Consider the following 21,530-nt stretch of genomic DNA (forward strand, 5'->3'; position numbering starts at 1 on the left):
GTACGACGAGGCCCGCGCCCCCGGTTTCCGGGGACGCGGGCCTCACCGCTGTCGGTGACGAGGTCAGCCCTTGCCGGCCTTCTTCTCGTCGGCGTCCTGGATGACCGCCTCGGCGACCTGCTGCATGGACATGCGGCGGTCCATGGAGGTCTTCTGGATCCACCGGAACGCGGCCGGCTCGGTCAGGCCGTACTCGGTCTGCAGGATGGACTTGGCGCGGTCGACGAGCTTGCGGGTCTCCAGGCGCTGGGTGAGGTCGGCGACCTCGTTCTCCAGCTCCTTCAGCTCGGTGAACCGGGACACGGCCATCTCGATCGCCGGTACGACGTCGCTCTTGCTGAAGGGCTTGACAAGGTAGGCCATGGCGCCGGCGTCCCGGGCCCGCTCGACCAGGTCCCGCTGCGAGAAGGCCGTGAGCATCAGGACCGGGGCGATCCGCTCCTCGGCGATCTTCTCGGCGGCGGAGATGCCGTCGAGCTTGGGCATCTTCACGTCCAGGATGACGAGGTCGGGCTGGTGCTCTCGGGCGAGTTCGATGGCCTGCTCGCCGTCGCCGGCCTCGCCGACGACGCTGTATCCCTCTTCCTCCAGCATCTCTTTGAGGTCGAGCCGGATGAGGGCCTCGTCCTCGGCGATGACGACACGGGTCGTCAGCGGAGGCACGTGCGACTTGTCGTCGTCGGGCGCGTCTACGGGCTGGGGCGACTCGGGGGAGGTCACGGGGGCTCCTTGTTCAGGGCAGGGGTACTGCTGACAAGAGCGTACCCAGCTGCGGTAAGGTGGGGGCACGGCGGGTGACCGCCGACCTTTGTTTCACAGGGAGCCCCGGTAGCCCAGCGGTAGAGGCAATGGTCTCAAACACCATCCAGCGTCGGTTCGAATCCGACCCGGGGTACTTTTCCTTCTATTTCAAGGTCGCGTTCTGAGGTGCCTTTTTTCGGGCGCCTTTTCTATTTGGGGCTGTCGTCCTCTCCGATGTGGTGAACCCGCACCATGTTCGTCGCGCCCGAAACACCGGGCGGTGAGCCCGCGGTGATGACCACGATGTCGCCCTTTTCGCAGCGGCCGTATTTCAGCAGGAGTTCGTCCACCTGGTCGACCATGGCGTCCGTCGAGTCCGCGTGCGGGCCCAGGAAGGTCTCCGCGCCCCAGGTCAGACTGAGCTGGGAGCGGGTGGCCTGTTCCGGGGTGAAGGCCAGCAGCGGGATCGGCGAGCGGTAGCGGGAGAGGCGGCGGGCCGTGTCGCCCGACTGGGTGAAGGCGACCAGGAAACGGGCGCCCAGGAAGTCCCCCATCTCGGCGGCCGCGCGGGCCACCGCGCCGCCCTGGGTGCGGGGCTTGTTGCTCTCGGTCAGCGGCGGCAGGCCCTTGGCGAGGACGTCCTCCTCCGCGGCCTCGACGATCTTCGCCATGGTCCGGACCGTCTCGACGGCGTACTTGCCGACACTGGTCTCGCCGGAGAGCATCACCGCGTCCGTGCCGTCAATGACCGCGTTGGCGACGTCCGAGGCCTCCGCACGCGTCGGGCGGGAGTTGTCGATCATGGAGTCCAGCATCTGCGTCGCCACGATCACCGGCTTGGCGTTGCGCCTGGCGAGCTTGATGGCACGCTTCTGGACCATCGGGACCTGCTCCAGGGGCATTTCGACGCCCAGGTCGCCGCGCGCGACCATGACCCCGTCGAAGGCGGCCACGATGTCGTCGATGGCCTCCACCGCCTGCGGTTTCTCCACCTTGGCGATGACGGGCAGCCGGCGCCCCTCGTCGTCCATGATGCGGTGCACGTCCTCGACGTCGCGGCCGCTGCGCACGAAGGACAGGGCGATGACGTCGGCACCGGTGCGCAGGGCCCAGCGCAGGTCGTCCTCGTCCTTCTCGGACAGGGCGGGCACGGACACGGCGACGCCGGGGAGGTTGAGGCCCTTGTGGTCGGAGACCATCCCGCCCTCGACGACCCGGGTGCGGACGCGGGGGCCGTCGACGGAGGTCACCTCCAGGCAGACCTTGCCGTCGTCGACGAGGATGCGCTCACCCGCGGTGACATCGGCGGCGAGGCCGGCGTAGGTGGTCCCGCAGGAGTGGCGGTCGCCCTCGGCGCCCTCCTCCACGGTGATGGTGAAGGTGTCGCCGCGTTCAAGGAGTACGGGACCTTCGGCGAAACGGCCGAGCCGGATCTTCGGGCCCTGAAGGTCGGCGAGGATGCCGACGCTGCGGCCGGTCTCGTCGGCGGCCTTGCGGACGCGCCGGTACCGCTCCTCGTGCTCGGCGTGCGTGCCGTGGCTGAGGTTGAGTCGGGCGACGTCCATTCCGGCTTCGACCAGGGCTTTGATCTGGTCGTACGAGTCGGTTGCGGGTCCCAGAGTACAAACGATCTTTGCTCGGCGCATGATTCGACCCTAGGCCTTACCGGCGGGTAGGGAATTGGTCGTGGATGACTACTCAACAACCTCTGAGTGAAAGGCCGTTGACAAGTATTGAATTGTGCGCTGGGGTGCTCCGATGAGCATTCCGCGGCTTACTGGAATGTGGGCGGAGCCATGGTGAAGCGGGCGTTGACCGCGGCCTGCACGGTCTGCCGCTGGGGTTCGAGGTCGAGCGCGGCCGGGGCGTCCTCGGCGCCCGCCGCGTAGGCCATGGAGCGCATCCGGCCGCGGTAGGGCTGGGCGTCCTCGGCGCCGATGTCCGCCAGCTCCACGAGGGCGACGAGCGACGTGCCGAGCGCCTCGGCGTACTCCCTCGCCCGCTGCACCGCCTCCCGCACCGCCTGCTGCCGGGCCTCCCGGTGGGCCGGGGAGCCGGGGCGCAGCGCCCACCACGGACCGTCCACCCGGGTCAGTTCCAAGTCGGCCAGTCGGGTGGTGACTTCACCGAGGGCGGTGAAGTCGGTGAGCTCGGCGGTGATGTGCACGCGGCCGTGGTAGGCGTGGACGCGCTCCCCGCGCCCCTTGTCCTTCAGTTCGGGGCTGATGGAGAAGGCCCCTGTCTCGACGCGCTCCACGGCCTCGCCGTAGGACTTGATCAGGTCCAGGGCCGTGGCGTTGCGGCGGGTGAGGTCGTCGAGGGCGGCCCGGCGGTCCTTGCCGCGGGAGGCGACGGTGACGCCGATGCGGGCGATCTCGGGGTCGACTTCGAGGTGGGCCTCGCCGCGGACGGCGATGCGGGGGGCGTCCGGGGTGCCATAGGGGGCGGGGCGCGGGTCGTCCGGTGCGGGCGTGGTCATACGCCCCACTGTGTCACTCTCCGGTCCGTCGCCGGGGCCGGTCGGCGCGCGAGAGGTCACCGGATCGAAACCTGGCGGGTCTGTTGCCGGTTGCCATGCTCGGGTCAGAATCTACGCGCGTTGTTGACCGTTTCCCGAGGAGATCGAGACATGCCCTTGAACCGGCGGAAGTTCCTGAAGAAGTCGGCCGCGACCGGAGCGGGGGTGGCGATCGCGAGCGCGGCGGCGGCTCCGGCGGCGCAGGCGGCGCCCGGCACGCCGGCGAAGAAGCCCGCCAAGCGGTACTCGCTGACCGTCATGGGCACCACCGACCTGCACGGGCACGTCTTCAACTGGGACTACTTCAAGGACGCGGAGTACGCCGACAAGGCCGGCAACGCGCAGGGCCTGGCCCGGATCTCGACGCTGGTGAACCAGGTGCGCGAGGAGAAGGGCCGCTGCAACACCCTGCTGCTGGACGCGGGCGACACGATTCAGGGCACCCCGCTGACGTACTACTACGCGAAGGTGGACCCGATCACCGCCGAGGGCGGGCCGGTGCACCCGATGGCGCAGGCCATGAACGCGATCGGGTACGACGCGGCAGCACTGGGCAACCACGAGTTCAACTACGGCATCGAGACCCTGCGGAAGTTCGAGGAGCAGTTGCGCTTCCCGCTGCTCGGGGCGAACGCGGTGGACGCGAAGACGCAGAAGCCCGCCTTCCCGCCGTACTTCATCAAGAAGTTCCGGGTGCCGGGGGCACCGCCGGTCAAGGTCGCGGTGCTCGGTCTGACGAACCCGGGCATCGCGATCTGGGACAAGGCGTATGTCCAGGGGAAGCTTCAGTTCCCGGGCCTCGAGGAGCAGGCCGCGAAGTGGGTGCCGAAGCTCAGGTCGATGGGCGCCGACGTGGTGATCGTGTCCGCGCACAGCGGCTCGTCCGGCACGTCCTCGTACGGCGACCAGGTGCCGTACGTCGAGAACTCGGCCGCGCTGGTCGCCCAGCAGGTGCCGGACATCGACGCGATCCTGGTGGGCCACGCGCACGTGGAGATCCCGGAGTTGAAGGTCACCAACACAAGGACCGGGAAGTCCGTGGTGCTGTCGGAGCCGCTGGCCTACGCGGAGCGGCTGTCCGTGTTCGACGTCGAGCTGGTCTTCGCCAAGGGCCGGTGGACCGTGGAGTCGGTGTCGTCGAAGGTGCTGAACTCCAACACGGTCGCCGACGACCCGAAGATCACCAAGCTGCTGACGGACGAGCACGCGAAGGTCGTCGAGTACGTCAACCAGGTCGTCGGGCGGGCCACCGAGACGCTGACGACGGTGGAGGCACGCTACAAGGACGCGCCGATCATCGACCTGATCACCAAGGTGCAGGAGGACGTGGTGAAGGCGGCGCTGGCGGGCACGCAGCACGCCTCGCTGCCGGTGATCGCACAGGCCTCGCCGTTCTCGCGGACCTCGGAGATCCCGGCCGGCGCCGTCACCATCCGGGACCTGTCGTCCCTCTACGTGTACGACAACACGCTGGTCGCCAAGTTGCTGACGGGCGCGCAGATCCGGGCGTACCTGGAGTACTCGGCGGAGTACTTCGTGCAGACCGCGCCGGACGCGGTCGTCGACGTGGAGAAGCTGACCAACGCCGGCAACCGCCCGGACTACAACTACGACTACGTGTCGGGGCTGTCGTACGACATCGACATCGCGCAGGCGGCCGGTTCGCGGATCAAGAACCTCACGTACGGCGGCGCCGCGCTGGACGACGCGCAGCAGTTCGTGTTCGCGGTCAACAACTACCGCGCCAACGGCGGCGGGGCCTTCCCGCACGTGGCGTCCGCGCAGGAGCTGTGGTCGGAGTCGACGGAGATCCGTACGCGGATCGCGGAGTGGGTGACGGCGAAGGGCGTGCTGGACCCGAAGGACTTCGCGTCGGTGGACTGGAAGCTGACCAGGAACGGCACGCCGGTCTTCTAGATCGTCGTCCGGAACGTCTCCTGCCTGCCGTCCACGAGCGGGGTGAGGACCTGCGCCTGCCGGGCCTGCGGGACGACGGGCGCGGGCGGCCGCTGTTCGTCGAGTCCGAAGGTGGTGAACGCCGTCCGCGCGGGCAGCGGGTAGGCCTCCTCGCCGCTCAGGGTGTTGAGGATGGCGGCGCTGCGCCAGGCGGCGAGGCCGAGGTCGGGGGTGCCCACGCCGTGGGTGTGGCGTCCGGCGTTCTGGACGTACACCGAGCCGGTGACCGAGGGGTCGCAGACCAGACGGAAGGACTCGTCGACCCCGGGACGATCGCGGCTGTCACGGCGCAGGTAGGGGTCGAGGCCGGCGAGGATGCGGTCGAGGGGGCGTTCGCGGTAGCCGGTGGCGAGGACGACGGCGTCGGTGGTGAGGCGGGATCGCGTGTTCTGCTGGGTGTGCTCCAGGTGGAGTTCGACCTTGGTGGTCGCGATCCTGCCCGCCGTGCGGACGCGGACGCCCGGGGTGAGGACGGCGTCGGGCCAGCCGCCGTGCAGGGTGCGGCGGTAGAGCTCGTCGTGGATGGCGGCGAGGGTGTCGGCGTCGATGCCCTTGTGCAGCTGCCACTGGGTGGTGACCAGGCGGTCGCGGACGCCTTCGGGGAGGGCGTGGAAGTAGCTGGTGTAGTCGGGTGTGAAGTGTTCGAGGCCCAGCTTGGAGTACTCCATCGGCGCGAAGGCCTCGGTACGGCCGAGCCAGTGCAGCCGTTCGCGGCCGGCGGGGCGGGTGCGCAGCAGGTCGAGGAAGATCTCGGCGCCGGACTGGCCCGCACCGATCACCGTGACGTGACCGGCGGCGAGGATCGTGTCGCGGTGGGCGAGGTAGTCGGCGGCGTGGAACACCGGGACGGCCGGGGCCTCGACGAGCGGCTTGAGGGGGTCGGGCACGTACGGTTCGGTGCCGATGCCCAGGACGACGTTCCGCGTGTAGGTACGGCCGAGGGCCTCGGCCTCCCCGTCGCTGTCGAGCTGGGTGAAGTCGACCTCGAACAGGTCGCGTTCGGGGTTCCAGCGGACGGCGTCGACCTGGTGGCCGAAGCGCAGGCCCGGCAGGTGGTCGCTGACCCAGCGGCAGTAGGCGTCGTACTCGGTGCGCTGGATGTGGAAGCGCTCGGCGAAGTAGAAGGGGAACAGGCGGCCGCGGTCCTTGAGGTAGTTGAGGAAGGTCCACGGGCTGGTGGGGTCGGCGAGGGTCACCAGGTCGGCGAGGAAGGGGACTTGGATGCGGGCGCCGTCGATGAGCAGGCCCGGGTGCCAGTCGAAGGCGGGACGCTGGTCGTAGAAGACCGTGTCGAGTCCGGTGAGCGGGTGGGCGAGGGCGGCCAGGGAGAGGTTGAAGGGGCCGATGCCGATGCCGACCAGGTCGCGGGGGGCGTCGGGCTCGTGGTGCGGGGGGTGGGGGTTGGGGGTGGTGCTCATCGGGGGGTGCTTCCTTCCGCGAGGTCCTTCGCGCGTTCTTGGCTTGCTTCTCCTGCTCGGAGGGCTTGCGCGACGGCGGTGAGCAGGCTGGTGAGGTCGGCCGGTCGGGTGTGGGGGTTGAGGATCGTCGCCTTGAGCCAGAGGCGACCGTCGAGCCGGGCCCGGCCGAGGACGGCGCGGCCCTGTTCCAGGAGGTGCCTGCGGACCGCGGCCACCGCGTCGTCGGGGGCGTGGGCGGGCCCGAACAGGACCGTGCTGACGGTGGGGCGGTCGTAGAGCTCGAAGCCGGGGTCGTTCCGGACGAGCTCCGCGAACTCCTCTGCCTGCTCGCAGACTTGGTCGACCAGGGCGCCGAGGCCCGTCCGCCCGAGGGCCTTGAGGGTGACGGCGGTCTTCAGGACGTCCGGGCGTCGGGAGGTGCGCAGGGAGCGGCCGAGGAGGTCGGGGAGGCCGGCCTCGGTGTCGTCGGGGGCGTTGAGGTAGTCGGCGCGCTGGCGCAGGGCGTCGAGGTCGCGGGCGTCGCGGACGGCGAGGAAGCCGGCGGGGACCGGCTGCCAGCCGAGCTTGTGCAGGTCGAGGGTGACGGTGTGGGCGTCCGCCAGGCCGGTGAGCAGCCCGCGGCGGCGGGCACTGAACAGCAGGCCTCCGCCGTAGGCGGCGTCGACGTGCAGTCGGGCGTGGTGCGCCCGGCACAGGCCGGCGATCTCGGGGAGGGGGTCGATGAGGCCGGCGTCGGTGGTGCCGGCGGTGACGGCGACGAGCCACGGTCCGGGAACGGCGGTGAGGGCCTCGTCCAGGGCGGCCGGGTCGAGGGTGCCGGCGGGGGCGGGCACGGTCACCGGCTCGGGCAGGCCGAGCAGCCGGGCGGCGCGGGGCAGCGAGTGGTGGGCGTTGGCCCCGCAGACGAGCCGGACGCCGGCGCCGAGGGTCTCGCGGGCCAGGAGCAGGGCGAGCTGGTTGGACTCGGTGCCGCCGGTGGTGACGAGGGTGTCGGCGTCCCGCGCGTCGGGCGGGCCCGGGTAGACCTCCCGCGCGAGTGCCCGGGTCACGAGGGATTCCAGTTCCGAGGCCGCCGGCGCCTGGTCCCAGGAGTCCAGGGAGGGGTTGAGCGCGCTCGCGGCGAGGTCGGCGGCCACGGCGACGGCCAGCGGCGGACAGTGCAGATGGGCGGCGCACAGCGGGTCGGCCGGGTCGGCGGCGCCCTCGGCGAGGGCGTGCACGAGGGTGCGCAGGGCGTCCGGATCGCCGTCCCCCGGCAGTACGTCGCCCACGGCGGCCCGCACCCGCGCGGCGACGGCGTCGGGCCCCCCGGCCGGCAGCGGGCCGCCGCGTGCGCGGGCGCCGAGGGCGAGTGCGTCGAGCACGGTGTCGAGGAGGGGGCGCAGGGCGTCCGGGCCTCCGGGGCCCGAGGCGAGGCTCGGTGTGCTCATGGGTTCCTCCGGGACGCGCGAACAGGGGGAGTTCCAGCTTGTACGTGGATGGGCGCGCGTGCCCGAAAAGTTCAACGATCGGAACCCGAAGGGGGGTACTCCCGTGCGGGGAAAAGGTGTTGGACCGCCGGCGGGAGGTGGGGCGGGTCGCCGCCCTCCCGCCGGCGTGCGCGGGCGGCTATCCCTCCCTCACCCGCAGTGCGCGGCGCAGGTCGTCGAGTTGGTCGACGAGCTTGCGGCGCAGTGCGGGGATGGGGTCGGCGTCGCGCAGGCACGCCTCGCCCAGGCGCAGCGTCTCGGCGTCCACCGCGTGCACCGGGAAGGCCGAGCGGCCGGCGGCGTCGGCGATGGCGGGGCCGCGGCGGGCGGAGACGGCGACGGCGTCCTCGTAGTAGCGAGGGACGTACGCGCCGACCAGGTCGGCCTGTTCGGGCTGCCAGAAGCCCTGGGCGGTGGCGGTGAAGAGGTAGTTGGACAGGTCGTCGCCGCCGAACATCGCCTCCCAGGCCTTGGCCTTGCCCGCCTCGTCCGGCAGCGCGGCCCGGCAGCGGGCGGCGCCCTCCTGGCCGGTGGCCGACAGGTCGCGGTCGAGTTCGAGGGCGATCTCCGCCTCGTCGACGGCGCCGAGGACGGCGAGGCGGGCGAGGACCCGCCAGCGCAGCTCGGGGTCGAGTTCCGGGCCGCCGGGGACGGTGCCGTCGGCGAGCCATGCGGCGATCGTGTCGGGCTGGGCGGCGACGTCGATGAAGTGGCGCACGGCGATCAGGCGCAGACCGGGGTTGTCGCCGTCCTCGGTGCGGCGGATGAGGTCGCGGCACAGGGAGGAGAGGGTGGCCAGGGCGGAGGGGCGGCCCTCGGGGGTGACGTAGCGGCCGGCGACCTGGGCGGTGGCGAAGGCGAGGACGCCCTGGACGAGGGCGAGGTCGGTCTCGTGCGGGAGGTGGGCGCGGGCCGCCTCCAGGTAGGCGGTGGGCGCGAGTTCGCCGTCGCGGACGCTGTCGCGCAGGGCGTTCCAGACGACCGCGCGGGTGAGCGGGTCGGGCAGGCCGCACAGGTTGGCCCGCACCGTCTCGAAGGACTCCGCGTCGAAGCGGATCTTGGCGTAGGTGAGGTCGCCGTCGTTGAGCACGAGCAGGGCGGGGCGCTTGCCGAGGGGCTGGGGCTCGGTCTGCGGGACGTCGAGGTCGAGGCGTCGGCGCAGCACCAGGTGGCGGCTCTCGTCGGCGACGTCCTGGTCGTAGAGGCCGACTGCGACGCGGTGCGGGCGGCTGCCCGTGTGCTCGATCCGCAGGGTGTAGGTGCCCTCTTCGCCGCGGGTCACCACCGGCCTGAGGGTGTCGACGCCGGTGGTGCGCAGCCAGGCGTCGGCCCAGGCGTGGACGTCGCGCTCGGTGGCGGAGGCGAGGGAGTCGATGAAGTCGGCGAGGCCGGCGTTGGCGAACCGGTGGCGGGCGAAGTGGGTGTTGATGCCGGCCAGGAAGTCCTTCTCGCCGAGCCAGGCGACGAGTTGGCGCAGCGCGGAGGCGCCCTTGGCGTAGGAGATGCCGTCGAAGTTCAGGAGGGCGGCGGCCGTGTCGTCGACGTTCTCGGGGGCGACGGGGTGGGTGGAGGGGCGCTGGTCGGCGTCGTAGCCCCAGGCCTTGCGGGCGACGCCGAAGTCGGTCCAGGTGTCCGTGAAGCGGGTGGCCTCGGTGAGGGTCTGGTAGCCCATGTATTCGGCGAAGGACTCGTTCAGCCAGATGTCGTCCCACCAGCGCAGGGTGACCAGGTCGCCGAACCACATGTGGGCCATCTCGTGGGCGACGACCATGGCGCGGGTCTGGCGCTCGGTGTCGGTGACCGCGGAGCGGTAGACGAACTCGTCGCGGAAGGTCACCAGGCCCGGGTTCTCCATGGCGCCGGCGTTGAACTCGGGGACGAACGCCTGGTCGTAGGAGTCGAAGGGGTAGGGCTCCTCGAACTTCTCGTGGTAGCGGTCGAAGCACCGCCGGGTGATGTCGAACAGCTCCTCGGTGTCCGTGTCGAGGTAGGGGGCGAGCGAGCGGCGGCAGTGCAGGCCGAAGGGCAGCCCGCGGTGCTCGGTGCGCACGGAGTGCCAGGGGCCGGCGATGACGGCGACGAGGTAGGTGGAGATCAGGGGGGTGGGGGCGGCCCGCCAGCGGCCGTCGTCGAGGCGCTCGGTGATGCCGTTGGCGAGGACCGTCCAGCCGTCGGGGGCCGTCACGGTCAGCTCGAAGACGGACTTGAGGTCGGGCTGGTCGAAGGCGGCGAAGACGCGCTGGACGTCGTCCATGAAGAGCTGGGTGTAGACGTAGGTCTCGCCGTCGGTGGGGTCGGTGAAGCGGTGCATGCCCTCGCCGGTGCGGGAGTAGCGCATGCGCGCCTCGACGCGCAGCTCGTGCTCGCCGGCGGTGAGGCCGGCCAGGGGCAGGCGGTTGCCGTCCAGGCTCTCCGGGTCCAGGGGCTGTCCGTCGAGGGTGGCGGCGCGCAGCTCGGCGGGCTTGAGCTCGACGAAGGTGGCGGCGTCCGTGCGGGCGGTGAAGCGGATGACGGTGCGGGAGTCGAAGGTCTCGTCGCCGGTCGTCAGATCGAGCTCGATCGAGTAGCGGTGGACGTCGAGGAGCCTGGCACGGGTCTGCGCTTCGTCGCGCGTCAGTACGGACATGCGGGTAATGCTGCCCGATGGCGCTGACAGGGCACAGAGGCGGATCGGTACGCGGCCTATGTCCGGTCCTGCTCGAGCTCCCCGTCGTGCGCCTCGGACGCCCGTTGCGGGGGCACCCGGGCGTCCGGGTGGGGCAGGGCGGCGCCGGACGCGGGCTCCGTTCCGCTGGTGCCGGGGTGCTCCTTGACGAGGGCGCGCAGCTCGCGGATCTCCTGTTCGAGGGCGAGCCTGGCGCGGTGGGCGTCGTAGAGGTAGCGGACCTTGGTGCGCAGGGCCCAGGGGTCCACGGGTTTCATGACGAGGTCGGCGACGCCGAGGCCGAAGGCGGCGGCGGTCAGTTCGTGGTCCGGGCCGAAGCCGGTGACCAGGATGACCGGGATGTGCTGGGTCTGTTCCACGCGGCGCATGTAGCGCACCACCTCCAGGCCGCTGACCCGGGGCATGCGGACGTCGAGGACGAGGAGGCCGACCTGCCCGCGCAGCACCTGCTTGAGCGCCTCGTCACCGCTGGTGGCGCGGCCGAGCTGGTAGCCCAGCGGGGCCAGGGCGCTCTCCAGCGCGTACAGCGTGTCCTCGTGGTCGTCGACGATGAGGATCTTGGCATCCGGCATGGCCCGACGTCCCTCCCGCGTGGGACAACCAGCTTAGGACCGAACCCCTGACGGGGCGTGTCCGTCAGCTGACATGCAGTGCACAGCGCAGCATGCCCCCCGGCGGCCCGCCTGTCACCTCCTTTGCCGCATCGACCGAGGTCAATTCGCCGTTTTTGCGCTGCCGTTGACGGCGTCCTCCGCGATGCGCTCGTGGTGGCGGATGACTTCGGCGATGATGAAATTCAGGAACTTCTCAGCGAAGGCCGGGTCGAGCTTGGCGCTTTCGGCCAGGCCGCGCAGGCGCTCGATCTGGCGGGCCTCGCGGGCCGGGTCGGCGGGCGGCAGCTGGTGGGCGGCCTTGAGGTGGCCGACCTGCTGGGTGGCCTTGAAGCGTTCGGCGAGCATGTGGACGACGGCCGCGTCGATGTTGTCGATGCTGTCGCGCAGCCGGGCCAGTTCGGCGAGGACGGCCGGGTCGACGTCGCCGGCCGCGTTGTTGCTGGTGGTCATGGGCGCACAGCCTACGGGGCGGGGGTGTGTTCGATCATGGGCGGATCGTCGGGATCGGGCACCTGGTCGCTCCGGCCGCCGGGGACGGCGCGGTACTGCTGCGCGCGGAAGCGGCACGAGGTGCCACCCGCTCCCCCGGTGCCGGGCGCGCCGGCCGAGGTGCGGCTGACCGGTCGGGCGTCCCTCGACGCCGTACTGGAGGCCCGAGGCGGCCCGGAGACGGCGGCGCCCGTGCCGCCGATGTTCGAGGAGCTGGACGTGGACCGGGGCCTGGTGCGGTACGCGGTGACGGTGCCCGGGCCAGGGCAGCCCTACCCGCTGATCGCGCGCGGTCTGCGGGACCTGGCCGTGGTGTACGTCGACGGGGAGCGGGCCGGGGTGCTCGCCGAGGGCGACGAGCAGCTCAAGGAGCCCGTCGCCGGGCACGCGCACGTGGAGCTGCGGGGGGAGTCGCTGGGCCGGGTCGACTACGGGCCCCGCAGCGGTGAGCCCAAGGGCATCGCCGGGGGCCTGCTGCACGAGCGCGGCAGTACCCGCACGGGGTACGTGCGCGTGGGCTGCGCCTGGACGCCCTGGAGGACATCGGGGACGTGCCCTTCGAGCCGTACGCCGGGGACGGCGCCCCCGGCCTGTACGGGGGCACCGTCACGGTGCGCGGCGCCGGGGACGCGCACCGCTGGAACTGCCGGGCCTCACCCGGGCTTCGCGTGGATCAACGGCTTCGGCCTGGGCCGCTACTGGTCGGCAGGCCCGCGGCGGTCGCTGTACGTGCCGGGGCCGGTGCTGCGCGAGGCGAGAACGAGGTGTGGCTGCTGGAGCTGGAGGAGGCGTCCGCGGAGGCTCCGCGGCTGCGTCCCGTCCCGCCTCCCGGCGCCGGGAACGCGACCAGCGAAAATCCGCTCTCCTCCCCGTAGAGTGGAGTCGGGTTCAGGGCGTCTTGGGGGTTCAGGCGTGGCGAACGGCGGACCGGTCGAGCACGGCTACCCACACCTGGAGACGGTGCGGGCCGCCATCACCGCGCTCTACAAACGGTTGTCCTACGACACCGTCCAGACGTTCTCGGCCAGCGTGCTCCCGGCCGACGTGGCCTTCTGCGACACCGACGACCTCCATCTGGGCACCCAGCGCGTGGCCCGCGAGCTGGTGCGCCACTACCACCTCCCGGATGCCCGGATGATCGTCGGTTTCCGCGAGATGACGCACGCGGCGAACGTCGAACTGGCCGCGGGTCCGGAGTACTTCGTGGAACTGAACGATCGTTTCCGCACCCACCGCCGTGACATCGGCGCCGCCCTGGCCCACGAGATCATGCACGTCTATCTGCACCGCCTGGACCTGTCCTTCCCCGGCACGCGCGAGAACGAGATCCTCACGGACACGGCGACGACCTACCTGGGCGCGGGCTGGCTGCTGCTGGACGCCTACCGCGAGGACGCGGCCTCCTCGCAGAAGCTGGGCTATCTGACCCCGGAGGAGTTCGGCTACGTCCTGGCGAAACGGGCCCTGGTCTTCCACGAGGACCCGTCCGTGTGGTTCACCAGCCCCCAGGCCTACGAGGCCTACACCCGGGGCATGGCCCTGGCCCGCCGCGACGAGCAGCAGCCCCCGCTGACGGGGGCCGGCTGGGCGGGCCGCCGCCGCTACGCCCGGGACCGCCGCCACGCCCAGGACCGGGCCGACGGTTCCCCGCATCCGGAGGTCCCCTACAGCTTCACCCCCGACGGCCACGGCCCCCTGCGGGTGTCGTTCCCCTGCCCGACCTGCCACCAGCGGATCAGGGTGCCGGTGAAGGGACGGGTCCGGGCGCGCTGCGGGCTGTGCAGGACCGTACTGGAGTGCGACACCTAGGGCCCCGCCGGGCCGTGACGAAGATCCCCGACGCCCGGCCCGCCGGCTCGCCGGGCACCGCGCACAGCACCGCGTGCGCGGCACCACCAGGGCCTCGGCCCGCCCCCGGTGTGCGGGTCCGGCGCGCGGCCGACGGCCGCGCGCCGGGCCGCCACCCGGACGCCTGCCTCAGCGCGCTCAGGCGCCGTACACCGTCCCCGGGGGCTCGGCCAGCGCGAGGAGCTTCAGGGCCTCCTCCCCCGCCTCGGCGGGACTTCGGCGCGCCCCCTTGTCGGCGCTCGGTCCCGGCCGCCAGCCCTCCATGACGGTGATCCGGCCGCCCTCCGCCTCGAAGACCCGGCCCGTCACGCCGGCGCTCGCGGCGGAGCCGAGCCAGACGACGAGCGGTGAGACGTTCTCGGGGGCCATGGCGTCGAAACCGGTCTCGGGGGCGGTCATCGTCCCGGCGAACGTGCGTTCCGTCATCCGGGTGCGGGCGGCGGGGGCGATCGCGTTGGCCTGGACGCCGTAGCGGGCCAGTTCGGCCGCGGCGACCAGCGTCAGACCGACGATGCCGGCCTTCGCGGCGCTGTAGTTGCCCTGCCCGACCGACCCCAACAGGCCTGCTCCGCTGCTGGTGTTGACGACCCTGGCCACCGGCGTCCGGCCCGCCTTGGCCTCCGCCCGCCAGTGCGCGGCGGCGTGCCTGAGCGGCAGGAAGTGCCCCTTGAGGTGTACGCGCATCACGGCGTCCCAGTCGTCCTCGTCGAGGTTCACCAGCATCCGGTCGCGCAGGAACCCGGCGTTGTTGACGAGGGTGTCGAGACGGCCGTAGGCCTCCAGGGCGGTCGTGACGAGCGAGGCCGCGCCCTCGGTGGTCGCGATGTCGCCGCCGTGGGCGACCGCCTCGCCGCCCGCCGCGCGGATCTCGTCGACGACCCGCCCCGCCGGACTGTCGGGGCCCGGCGTGCCGTCCAGGCCGACCCCCAGGTCGTTGACGACGACCCGCGCGCCCTGCGCCGCGAACGCCAGCGCGTGCGCCCGCCCGAGCCCGCGCCCGGCACCGGTGACGGCGACGACCCTGCCCTGACAGATTCCGCTCATCTCACGTCTCCTTGTTGGCGGTCGCGGCATCGAGGAAGGCGGGCCGCTCCCCGCCCCCGTGCACCAGCAGGCTCGCGCCGGTGATGTAGGCGGCGGCGTCGGAGGCGAGGAAGACGGCGGCCGCGCCCACGTCGGCGGGTGTCGCCAGCCGGCCCAGCGGCACCGTGCGGGAGACCGCCTCGACGCCCTCCTCGCCGCCGTAGTGCAGATGGGAGAGCTCGGTGCGGACCATGCCGACGACGAGGGTGTTGACGCGCACCTCGGGCGCGAACTCCACGGCCATCGAGCGGGCCAGGTTCTCCAGCCCCGCCTTGGCCGCCCCGTAGGCGGCCGAGCCGGGCGAGGGCCGGCCGCCGCTCACACTGCCGATCATCACCACGGACCCACGGCTGCGCCGCAGGTGCCCGTAGGCGGCGAGGGACGCGGTCAGCGGGGCGACGAGGTTCAGCTCGATCACCCGGGCGTGCCGCCGGGCGTCCGTCTCCGTCAGCCGCCGGTAGGGCGTGCCGCCCGCGTTGTTGACGAGGACGTCCACGCGGGCGAGCGCGGCGAAGAAGTCGTGCACGGCGTCCGCGTCGCGCAGGTCCAGGGGCACGAACTCCGCGCCCTTGAGGGGCACTTCGGGAGGTCTGCGGGCACAGACCACGACCTGGGCGCCGGCCTCGGCGAAGGCCCGTGCGATCCCGGCGCCGACGCCGCGCGTGCCGCCGGTGACGACCGCGACCTTCCCGTCCCACTCCATTCGCCGCTACCCTTCACCTAACAAACGTTTGGTGGAAAGGTAGCTGATGCTTCCATGGGTGTCTCCACCTCGTCCCCGGAAAAGGGGCCGGAAGGTTCGCAGGGACCGGCAGACGACGCGATCGCCGTCGTCACGGTCGACTTCCCGCCGGTGAACGCCCTTCCGGTACAGGGCTGGTTCGCCCTGGCCGACGCCGTGCGCACGGCCGGGCGCGATCCGCGGGTGCGGTGCGTGGTGCTCGCGGCCGAGGGACGGGGTTTCAACGCGGGCGTGGACATCAAGGAGATCCAGGCCCGGGGCGCGGGCGCGCTGGCGGGCGCGAACCGGGGCTGCTTCGAGGCGTTCGCGGCGGTCTACGAGTGCGAGGTCCCGGTGGTGGCGGCCGTGCAGGGGTTCTGCCTGGGCGGCGGCATCGGACTCGTGGGGAACGCGGACGCGATCGTGGCGAGCGAGGACGCCACCTTCGGGCTGCCCGAGCTTGAGCGGGGCGCCCTGGGCGCCGCCACGCACCTGGCCCGGCTGGTCCCGCAGCACCTGATGCGCGCCCTGTACTACACCTCGCGCACGGCGACCGCCGCGGAGCTGCACGCGCACGGCTCGGTGTGGCGGGTGGTGCCCCCCGGTGAACTCCGCGACGCGGCACTTGAGTTGGCGCGCGAAATCGCCGCCAAGGACGGGGAGCTGCTGCGTCTGGCGAAGGCCGCCATCAACGGCATCGACCCCGTCGACGTGCGCCGCAGCTACCGCTTCGAGCAGGGCTTCACGTACGAGGCGAGCACGGTCGGGGTCGCCGACCGGGTCCGGGACGGGTTCGGCAGGGAGGGCGGCTGAGTGGGCGACAAGACCATGACCGCGGACGAGGCCGTCGCGCGGCTGCGTAGCGGCATGACCCTCGGCATCGGCGGCTGGGGTTCGCGCCGCAAACCGATGGCCCTGGTCAGGGCGTTGCTGCGATCCGACGTCAGGGATCTGACGGTCGTCTCCTACGGCGGCCCCGATGTCGGCATGCTGGCGGCCGCCGGGCGGATACGCAAGCTGGTCGCCGCCTTCGTCACCCTCGACTCCATCCCCCTCGAACCGCACTACCGCGCGGCCCGCGAGCGCGGTGCGATCGAACTCATGGAGATCGACGAGGCGATGTTCATGTGGGGGCTGCGCGCGGCGGCGAACCGGCTGCCCTTCCTGCCGGTGCGGGCCGGACTCGGCTCGGACGTGACGCGGGTCAACCCCGGCCTGCGTACGGTCACTTCGCCCTACGACGACGGGGAGACGTTCGTGGCGATGCCCGCCCTGCGGCTGGACGCGGCCCTGGTGCACGTCAACCGCGCCGACCGGCTGGGCAACGGACAGTACCTGGGCCCGGACCCGTACTTCGACGACCTGTTCTGCGAGGCGGCGGACGAGGCGTACGTGTCGTGCGAGCGAATCGTCGACACCACCGAGCTGACCAAGGAGGCGGCCCTCCAGACGCTGCTGATCCGGCGGCACGCGGTCACCGGGGTCGTCGAGGCCCCGGGCGGCGCGCACTTCACGTCCTGCGTGCCCGACTACGGCCGGGACGAGGCCGCGCAACGGGAGTACGCCACCACATCCTGGCCGGAGTACGCCGACCGCCTGCTCGACCCGCCCGCGAAGGAGGGGTCATGACCGTCACCCGTGCCGAGTACTGCGTCATCGCGTGCGCCGAGGCCTGGCGGGGCGACGGCGAGGTGCTGGCCAGTCCGATGGGCCTGATCCCCGCCCTCGGCGCCCGGCTGGCCCGGCTCATCTTCGCGCCGGACCTGCTGCTGACCGACGGCGAGGCGACGCTGGTCCGCCCGGACGGGACGCCGGAGGGCTGGCTGCCGTACCGGCGGCATCTGGAGTTCGTCACCGGCGGCCGGCGGCACGTGATGATGGGCGCGAGCCAGATCGACCGGTTCGGCAACCAGAACATCTCCTGCATCGGCGACTGGGAGCGGCCCAAGCGGCAGCTGCTGGGGGTACGGGGAGCGCCGGTGAACACCCTGAACAACCCGACCAGTTACTGGATCCCCCGGCATTCGCGCCGGGTCTTCGTCGAGAGGGTCGACATGGTGTGCGGGGTCGGGTACGACCGCGCGGGCGGCGCGCGTTTCCACCGGATCCCGCGTGTCGTGTCCGACCTGGGCGTCTTCGACTTCGCGACCCCGGACCACTCGATGCGGCTGGCCTCGCTGCACCCGGGGGTCACGGTGGCGGAGGTCAGGGAGGCGACCTCGTTCGACCTGGCCGTCCCGGACGATGTGCCGCCCACGCGCGAGCCCACCGCGGAGGAACTGCGGCTGGTCCGCGAGGTGCTCGACCCGGCGAACGCCCGTGCCAGGGAGGTCGCCCAGCCATGGACACGGCGCTGACCCGGCTGGTCGGAATCCGGCATCCGATCGTGCAGACCGGCATGGGCTGGGTGGCCGGCCCCCGGCTGGTCGCCGCGACGGCGAACGCGGGCGCGCTGGGCATCCTGGCCTCCGCGACCATGACCGTCGACCGGCTGCGAGAGGCGGTGCGCGAGGTCCGCTCCCGGACCGACGCGCCGTTCGGGGTCAACCTGCGCGCCGACGCGGCGGACGCGGGCGACCGGGTCCGCGTCATGATCGAGGAGGGCGTCCGGGTCGCCTCCTTCGCGCTCGCGCCCTCCCCCGGACTGATCGCCGAGCTCAAGGAGGCGGGCGTCGTCGTCATCCCCTCCATCGGTGCCCGGCGGCACGCGGAGAAGGTCGCCGCCTGGGGCGCGGACGCCGTCATCGTGCAGGGCGGCGAGGGCGGCGGGCACACCGGCGAGGTGGCGACGACGGTGCTGCTGCCGCAAGTGGTGGACGCGGTGCGGATACCGGTCGTGGCCGCGGGGGGCTTCTTCGACGGGCGGGGGCTGGTCGCGGCACTGGCGTACGGGGCGGCGGGGGTCGCGATGGGCACGCGGTTCCTGCTCACCTCCGACTCGACCGTCCCCGACGGGGTGAAGGCGCGGTATCTGGCGGCGGACGTCAGGGACGTCACCGTGACCAGGGCCGTGGACGGGCTGCCGCACCGGATGCTGCGCACGGACCTGGTAGGCGCGCTGGAGGACGCCGGGCGCGCGCGGGCGCTGTTCCACGCCGTGCGCCGGGCGGCCGGCTTCCGGAAGCTGTCCGGGCTGACCTGGCGGCACATGGTGCGCGACGGGCTCGCCCTGAAGCACGGCAAGGAACTGTCCTGGAGTCAGGTGCTGCTCGCCGCGAACACACCGATGCTGCTGAAGGCGGCGATGGTGGACGGCCGTACGGACCTGGGGGTGATGGCGGCCGGGCAGGTCGCCGGGGTGATCGACGACCTGCCGTCGTGCGCCGAGCTGGTGGAGCGGATCATGAAGGAGGCGGAGGAGGTACGGGAGCGGCTCACAGCCTCTCGATGATCGTCACGTTGGCCTGCCCGCCGCCCTCGCACATGGTCTGCAGCCCGAACCGGCCGCCGGTGCGCTCCAGTTCGTGCAGCAGGGTCGTCATGAGCCGGGTGCCGGTCGCGCCGAGGGGGTGACCGAGGGAGATCGCGCCGCCGTTGACGTTGACCTTGTCCGGGTCGGCTCCGGTCTCCTTCAGCCAGGCCAGGACGACCGGGGCGAAAGCCTCGTTGATCTCGACGAGGTCGATGTCGTCGATGGTCATGCCGCTCTTCTTCAGGGCGTGGGCGGTCGCCGGTATCGGCGCGGAGAGCATGCGGATCGGGTCCTCGCCGCGCACGGAGAGGTGGTGCACGCGCGCGCGTGGCGTGAGTCCGTGCTCGCGCACCGCCCGCTCCGAGGCCAGCAGCATGGCCGCGGCCCCGTCGGAGACCTGGGAGGAGCAGGCGGCGGTGATGGTGCCGCCGTCGAGGACCGGTTTCAGCCCGGCCATCTTCTCCAGCGAGGTGTCCCGGCGCGGCCCCTCGTCGACGGCGGTCTCGCCGTAGGGGACGATCTCCCGCTCGAACCTCCCCTCGTCGATGGCGCGCAGCGCCCGCCGGTGCGAGCGCAGGGCGAACTCCTCCTGGTCACGCCGGGTGATCCCCCACTTCCCGGCGATCATCTCGGCGCCCACGAACTGGTTGACGGGCTGGTCCCCGTACCGCGCCCGCCAGCCCTCGCTGCCGGCGAAGGGGCCCTGCGTGAGCCCGAGCGGCTCGGCGGCCTGCCGGGTGGCGAAGGCGATGGGGATCATCGACATGTTCTGCACCCCGCCCGCGACCACCAGGTCCTGGGTGCCGGACAGCACGCCCTGCGCGGCGAAGTGCACGGCCTGCTGCGAGGAGCCGCACTGCCGGTCGACGGTCACGCCCGGCACCTCCTCGGGCAGCCCGGCCGCCAGCCAGCAGGTCCGCGCGATGTCCCCGGCCTGCGGCCCGACCGCGTCCAGACAGCCGAGGACGACGTCCTCGACGGCGGCCGGGTCCACGCCCGCCCGTGTCACCAGTTCCTTGAGCACGTGCGCGCCGAGATCGGCCGGGTGGACCCCGCTCAGCCCACCTCCGCGCCGCCCCACGGGCGTTCGGACCGCTTCGACGATGTAGGCCTCGGCCATGGCGACTCCCCACTCGGTCAAGTGCGTACGGCGATCCCGTCCAGCACCATCGACAGGTACTGCCGGGCGATCTCCTCCGGGCTGTGCTGTCCGCCCGGCCGGTACCAGGACGCGGCCACCCACACGGTGTCGCGCACGAACCGGTAGGTCAGGCGGACGTCCAGGTCGGCCCGGAACACCCGGGCGGCGACTCCGCGTTCCAGCGTGGACAGCCACGCCTTCTCGAACCTGCGCTGCGACTCGGCGAGGAACGCGAACCGCTCCTGCGCCACCAGCTGCCGGCTCTCCTTCTGGTAGATCGCGACCGCGGCGCGATGCCGGTCGATCTCCCGGAACGACTCCGTGACCAGGGCCTCCAGCGTCTCCCGCGGCCCCGACCCGGCTTCGAGGACGGCGTCGTAGCCGGCCCACAGCTCGTCGAGGAAGGTGCGCAGGATCTCCTCCAGCATCGATTCCTTGGAGTCGAAGTGGTAGTAGAGGCTGCCCGCGAGCATGCCCGCGTGGTCGGCGATCTTGCGTACGGTCGTGGCGTTGTACCCCTGTTCGGCGAACACCTCGGCGGCGGTGACGAGGAGTTCGCGGCGCCGCTCGGGGGCGGCGGTCACCTGGGGCTTCTTCTTGGTCGGCACGGGTACATTCTCGTCCTAGGCGTGCTGGCTGCTGACGGCGACGACCTCGCCGGTCATGTACGAGGAGTAGCCGGACGCCAGGAACACGATCACGTTGGCCACCTCCCAGGGCTCGGCGTACCGCCCGAAGGCCTCGCGTGCGGTCAGCTCCCCCAGCAGCTCGGGCGTCGTCACCTTCACCAGGTGCGGGTGCATGGCGAGGCTCGGCGAGACCGCGTTGACCCGTACCCCGTACTCGGCGGCCTCGATCGCCGCGCACCGGGTCAGCGCCATCACCCCGGCCTTCGCGGCGGCGTAGTGCGCCTGACCGGCCTGGGCGCGCCAGCCCACGACGGAGGCGTTGTTGACGACGACCCCGCCCGCGCCCTGCTCGCGCAGGATCCGCAATGCGGCCCGGGTGCACCGGAAGGTGCCGTTCAGGGTCACGTCCAGCACCCTCGACCACTGCTCGTCGGTCATGTCGACGAGGCTCGAAGTGCCGCCCAGACCGGCGTTGTTGACGAGGACGTCCAGCCGTCCGTGCCGGCGCACGGCGGTGTCGAACAGCGCTCTTACCTGCGTCTCGTCGGTCACGTCGCACACCGCCGCGTCGACCGCCCGCGCCCCGAACTCCCCGGCCAGCTCGGCCTCGTACTCCTTCAGCCGGCGTCCGTGCGCGTCGCTGATCAGCACGCGCGCGCCCTCCTCCAGGAAGCGCCGCGCGGTCGCGCCGCCGATGCCCGCGCCCGCCGCGGCGGTGATGACGGCGGTGCGGCCCGTCAGCAGCCCGTGCCCGGGCACGTAGGCCGGAGTCTCGACCGTTGTCATGGGGCCACGCTAATCTACCAAATGCTTGTTAGGGAAGGAG

19 protein-coding genes, 1 tRNA gene and 2 pseudogenes are annotated in these 21,530 nt (G+C 72.2%); 8 read left to right on the forward strand and 14 right to left on the reverse strand.

Going from position 1 to position 21,530, the window contains the following annotated elements:
- Window positions 1-63: 63 nt before the first annotated feature.
- Window positions 64-720, reverse strand: coding sequence for an ANTAR domain-containing response regulator (locus FBY22_RS31125; protein WP_142151307.1), 657 nt, complete (start codon window positions 718-720; stop codon window positions 64-66).
- A 102-nt stretch (window positions 721-822) separates the two neighbouring features.
- On the opposite strand from FBY22_RS31125, the gene FBY22_RS31130 reads away from it, so the two are divergent.
- Window positions 823-895: transfer RNA gene (locus FBY22_RS31130), tRNA-Leu, on the forward strand.
- A 55-nt stretch (window positions 896-950) separates the two neighbouring features.
- On the opposite strand, the gene pyk is transcribed toward FBY22_RS31130, so the two are convergent.
- Complete coding sequence (pyk, locus tag FBY22_RS31135) at window positions 951-2,387, reverse strand: pyruvate kinase (RefSeq protein WP_142151308.1); 1,437 nt, start codon at window positions 2,385-2,387, stop codon at window positions 951-953.
- Window positions 2,388-2,515: 128 nt separating this feature from the next.
- The gene (locus tag FBY22_RS31140; RefSeq protein WP_142151309.1) at window positions 2,516-3,220 is read right to left on the reverse strand and encodes an SIMPL domain-containing protein; all 705 of its coding nucleotides are present in this window, start codon (window positions 3,218-3,220) and stop codon (window positions 2,516-2,518) included.
- Between the two features lie 150 nt (window positions 3,221-3,370).
- On the opposite strand from FBY22_RS31140, the gene FBY22_RS31145 reads away from it, so the two are divergent.
- Complete coding sequence (locus FBY22_RS31145) at window positions 3,371-5,176, forward strand: bifunctional UDP-sugar hydrolase/5'-nucleotidase (protein ID WP_142151310.1); 1,806 nt, start codon at window positions 3,371-3,373, stop codon at window positions 5,174-5,176.
- Here the strand turns inward: FBY22_RS31145 and FBY22_RS31150 are convergent.
- The 6 genes and pseudogenes from FBY22_RS31150 to FBY22_RS46065 all read right to left on the reverse strand — a co-directional run.
- Entirely contained in the window at window positions 5,173-6,633 is a 1,461-nt protein-coding gene (locus FBY22_RS31150; RefSeq protein WP_142151311.1) for a lysine N(6)-hydroxylase/L-ornithine N(5)-oxygenase family protein, read from the reverse strand. The two genes, FBY22_RS31145 and FBY22_RS31150, sit on opposite strands and share 4 nt — an antisense overlap.
- Window positions 6,630-8,063 (reverse strand): aminotransferase class V-fold PLP-dependent enzyme, encoded by a 1,434-nt coding sequence (locus tag FBY22_RS31155; RefSeq protein WP_142151312.1) that lies wholly within the window; start codon window positions 8,061-8,063, stop codon window positions 6,630-6,632. Before FBY22_RS31155 ends, FBY22_RS31150 begins: the two co-directional genes overlap by 4 nt.
- Before the next feature lie 178 nt (window positions 8,064-8,241).
- On the reverse strand, window positions 8,242-10,728 hold the full coding sequence (gene pepN, locus FBY22_RS31160; protein WP_142151313.1) for an aminopeptidase N: 2,487 nt from the start codon (window positions 10,726-10,728) through the stop codon (window positions 8,242-8,244).
- Between the two features lie 56 nt (window positions 10,729-10,784).
- Window positions 10,785-11,339: a two-component system response regulator gene (locus FBY22_RS31165; protein ID WP_142151314.1), complete on the reverse strand. Its 555-nt coding sequence runs from the start codon at window positions 11,337-11,339 to the stop codon at window positions 10,785-10,787.
- 141 nt (window positions 11,340-11,480) lie between these two features.
- Entirely contained in the window at window positions 11,481-11,831 is a 351-nt protein-coding gene (locus FBY22_RS31170) for a chorismate mutase (protein ID WP_142151315.1), read from the reverse strand.
- A gap of 11 nt (window positions 11,832-11,842) precedes the next feature.
- A pseudogene (locus FBY22_RS46065) lies at window positions 11,843-11,950 on the reverse strand (AraC family transcriptional regulator); the annotation flags it as partial.
- On the opposite strand from FBY22_RS46065, the pseudogene FBY22_RS46070 reads away from it, so the two are divergent.
- A pseudogene (locus FBY22_RS46070) lies at window positions 11,949-12,745 on the forward strand (beta-galactosidase); the annotation flags it as partial. The pseudogenes FBY22_RS46065 and FBY22_RS46070 overlap by 2 nt on opposite strands.
- 37 nt (window positions 12,746-12,782) lie before the next feature.
- Window positions 12,783-13,679, forward strand: coding sequence for a hypothetical protein (locus FBY22_RS31185; RefSeq protein WP_142151316.1), 897 nt, complete (start codon window positions 12,783-12,785; stop codon window positions 13,677-13,679).
- Window positions 13,680-13,856: 177 nt separating this feature from the next.
- Here FBY22_RS31185 and FBY22_RS31190 read toward each other — a convergent pair whose 3' ends face one another.
- A complete protein-coding gene (locus FBY22_RS31190; RefSeq protein WP_142151317.1) occupies window positions 13,857-14,762 on the reverse strand; it encodes an SDR family oxidoreductase in 906 nt (301 codons plus the stop codon).
- Window position 14,763: 1 nt separating this feature from the next.
- The gene (locus tag FBY22_RS31195) at window positions 14,764-15,504 is read right to left on the reverse strand and encodes an SDR family oxidoreductase (RefSeq protein WP_142151318.1); all 741 of its coding nucleotides are present in this window, start codon (window positions 15,502-15,504) and stop codon (window positions 14,764-14,766) included.
- 54 nt (window positions 15,505-15,558) lie between these two features.
- On the opposite strand from FBY22_RS31195, the gene FBY22_RS31200 reads away from it, so the two are divergent.
- The 4 genes from FBY22_RS31200 to FBY22_RS31215 are packed head-to-tail and all read left to right on the forward strand — an operon-like array spanning window position 15,559 to window position 18,913.
- Window positions 15,559-16,335: an enoyl-CoA hydratase family protein gene (locus tag FBY22_RS31200; RefSeq protein ID WP_142151319.1), complete on the forward strand. Its 777-nt coding sequence runs from the start codon at window positions 15,559-15,561 to the stop codon at window positions 16,333-16,335.
- On the forward strand, window positions 16,336-17,151 hold the full coding sequence (locus FBY22_RS31205; RefSeq protein WP_142151320.1) for a CoA transferase subunit A: 816 nt from the start codon (window positions 16,336-16,338) through the stop codon (window positions 17,149-17,151).
- The gene (locus FBY22_RS31210) at window positions 17,148-17,879 is read left to right on the forward strand and encodes a CoA-transferase subunit beta (protein WP_142151321.1); all 732 of its coding nucleotides are present in this window, start codon (window positions 17,148-17,150) and stop codon (window positions 17,877-17,879) included. The genes FBY22_RS31205 and FBY22_RS31210 overlap by 4 nt, the downstream gene beginning before the upstream one ends.
- Window positions 17,864-18,913, forward strand: a complete 1,050-nt coding sequence (locus tag FBY22_RS31215; protein ID WP_142151322.1) for a nitronate monooxygenase family protein — start codon at window positions 17,864-17,866, stop codon at window positions 18,911-18,913. The genes FBY22_RS31210 and FBY22_RS31215 overlap by 16 nt, the downstream gene beginning before the upstream one ends.
- Here the strand turns inward: FBY22_RS31215 and FBY22_RS31220 are convergent.
- Genes FBY22_RS31220 through FBY22_RS31230 form a run of 3 tightly spaced genes read right to left on the reverse strand, consistent with a single transcriptional unit; the run spans window position 18,897 to window position 21,490 of the window.
- Window positions 18,897-20,054: an acetyl-CoA C-acetyltransferase gene (locus tag FBY22_RS31220; protein ID WP_142151323.1), complete on the reverse strand. Its 1,158-nt coding sequence runs from the start codon at window positions 20,052-20,054 to the stop codon at window positions 18,897-18,899. The genes FBY22_RS31215 and FBY22_RS31220 overlap by 17 nt on opposite strands.
- Window positions 20,055-20,071: 17 nt before the next feature.
- Window positions 20,072-20,683 (reverse strand): TetR/AcrR family transcriptional regulator, encoded by a 612-nt coding sequence (locus FBY22_RS31225; RefSeq protein WP_142151324.1) that lies wholly within the window; start codon window positions 20,681-20,683, stop codon window positions 20,072-20,074.
- A 15-nt stretch (window positions 20,684-20,698) separates the two neighbouring features.
- Window positions 20,699-21,490: an SDR family oxidoreductase gene (locus FBY22_RS31230; RefSeq protein ID WP_142151325.1), complete on the reverse strand. Its 792-nt coding sequence runs from the start codon at window positions 21,488-21,490 to the stop codon at window positions 20,699-20,701.
- Between the last annotated feature and the right edge of the window lie 40 nt (window positions 21,491-21,530).

The sequence above is a fragment of the Streptomyces sp. SLBN-31 genome (assembly GCF_006715395.1).
Classification (GTDB): domain Bacteria; phylum Actinomycetota; class Actinomycetes; order Streptomycetales; family Streptomycetaceae; genus Streptomyces.

Coding starts and splice junctions, on each gene's coding strand:
- pyk (WP_142151308.1), bottom strand. CDS start 2,387: ATGCGCCGAGCAAAGATCGTTTGTACTCTGGGACCCGCAACCGACTCG.
- FBY22_RS31140 (WP_142151309.1), bottom strand. CDS start 3,220: ATGACCACGCCCGCACCGGACGACCCGCGCCCCGCCCCCTATGGCACC.
- FBY22_RS31145 (WP_142151310.1), top strand. CDS start 3,371: ATGCCCTTGAACCGGCGGAAGTTCCTGAAGAAGTCGGCCGCGACCGGA.
- FBY22_RS31150 (WP_142151311.1), bottom strand. CDS start 6,633: ATGAGCACCACCCCCAACCCCCACCCCCCGCACCACGAGCCCGACGCC.
- FBY22_RS31155 (WP_142151312.1), bottom strand. CDS start 8,063: ATGAGCACACCGAGCCTCGCCTCGGGCCCCGGAGGCCCGGACGCCCTG.
- pepN (WP_142151313.1), bottom strand. CDS start 10,728: ATGTCCGTACTGACGCGCGACGAAGCGCAGACCCGTGCCAGGCTCCTC.
- FBY22_RS31165 (WP_142151314.1), bottom strand. CDS start 11,339: ATGCCGGATGCCAAGATCCTCATCGTCGACGACCACGAGGACACGCTG.
- FBY22_RS31170 (WP_142151315.1), bottom strand. CDS start 11,831: ATGACCACCAGCAACAACGCGGCCGGCGACGTCGACCCGGCCGTCCTC.
- FBY22_RS31190 (WP_142151317.1), bottom strand. CDS start 14,762: ATGAGCGGAATCTGTCAGGGCAGGGTCGTCGCCGTCACCGGTGCCGGG.
- FBY22_RS31195 (WP_142151318.1), bottom strand. CDS start 15,504: ATGGAGTGGGACGGGAAGGTCGCGGTCGTCACCGGCGGCACGCGCGGC.
- FBY22_RS31200 (WP_142151319.1), top strand. CDS start 15,559: ATGGGTGTCTCCACCTCGTCCCCGGAAAAGGGGCCGGAAGGTTCGCAG.
- FBY22_RS31210 (WP_142151321.1), top strand. CDS start 17,148: ATGACCGTCACCCGTGCCGAGTACTGCGTCATCGCGTGCGCCGAGGCC.
- FBY22_RS31215 (WP_142151322.1), top strand. CDS start 17,864: ATGGACACGGCGCTGACCCGGCTGGTCGGAATCCGGCATCCGATCGTG.
- FBY22_RS31220 (WP_142151323.1), bottom strand. CDS start 20,054: ATGGCCGAGGCCTACATCGTCGAAGCGGTCCGAACGCCCGTGGGGCGG.
- FBY22_RS31230 (WP_142151325.1), bottom strand. CDS start 21,490: ATGACAACGGTCGAGACTCCGGCCTACGTGCCCGGGCACGGGCTGCTG.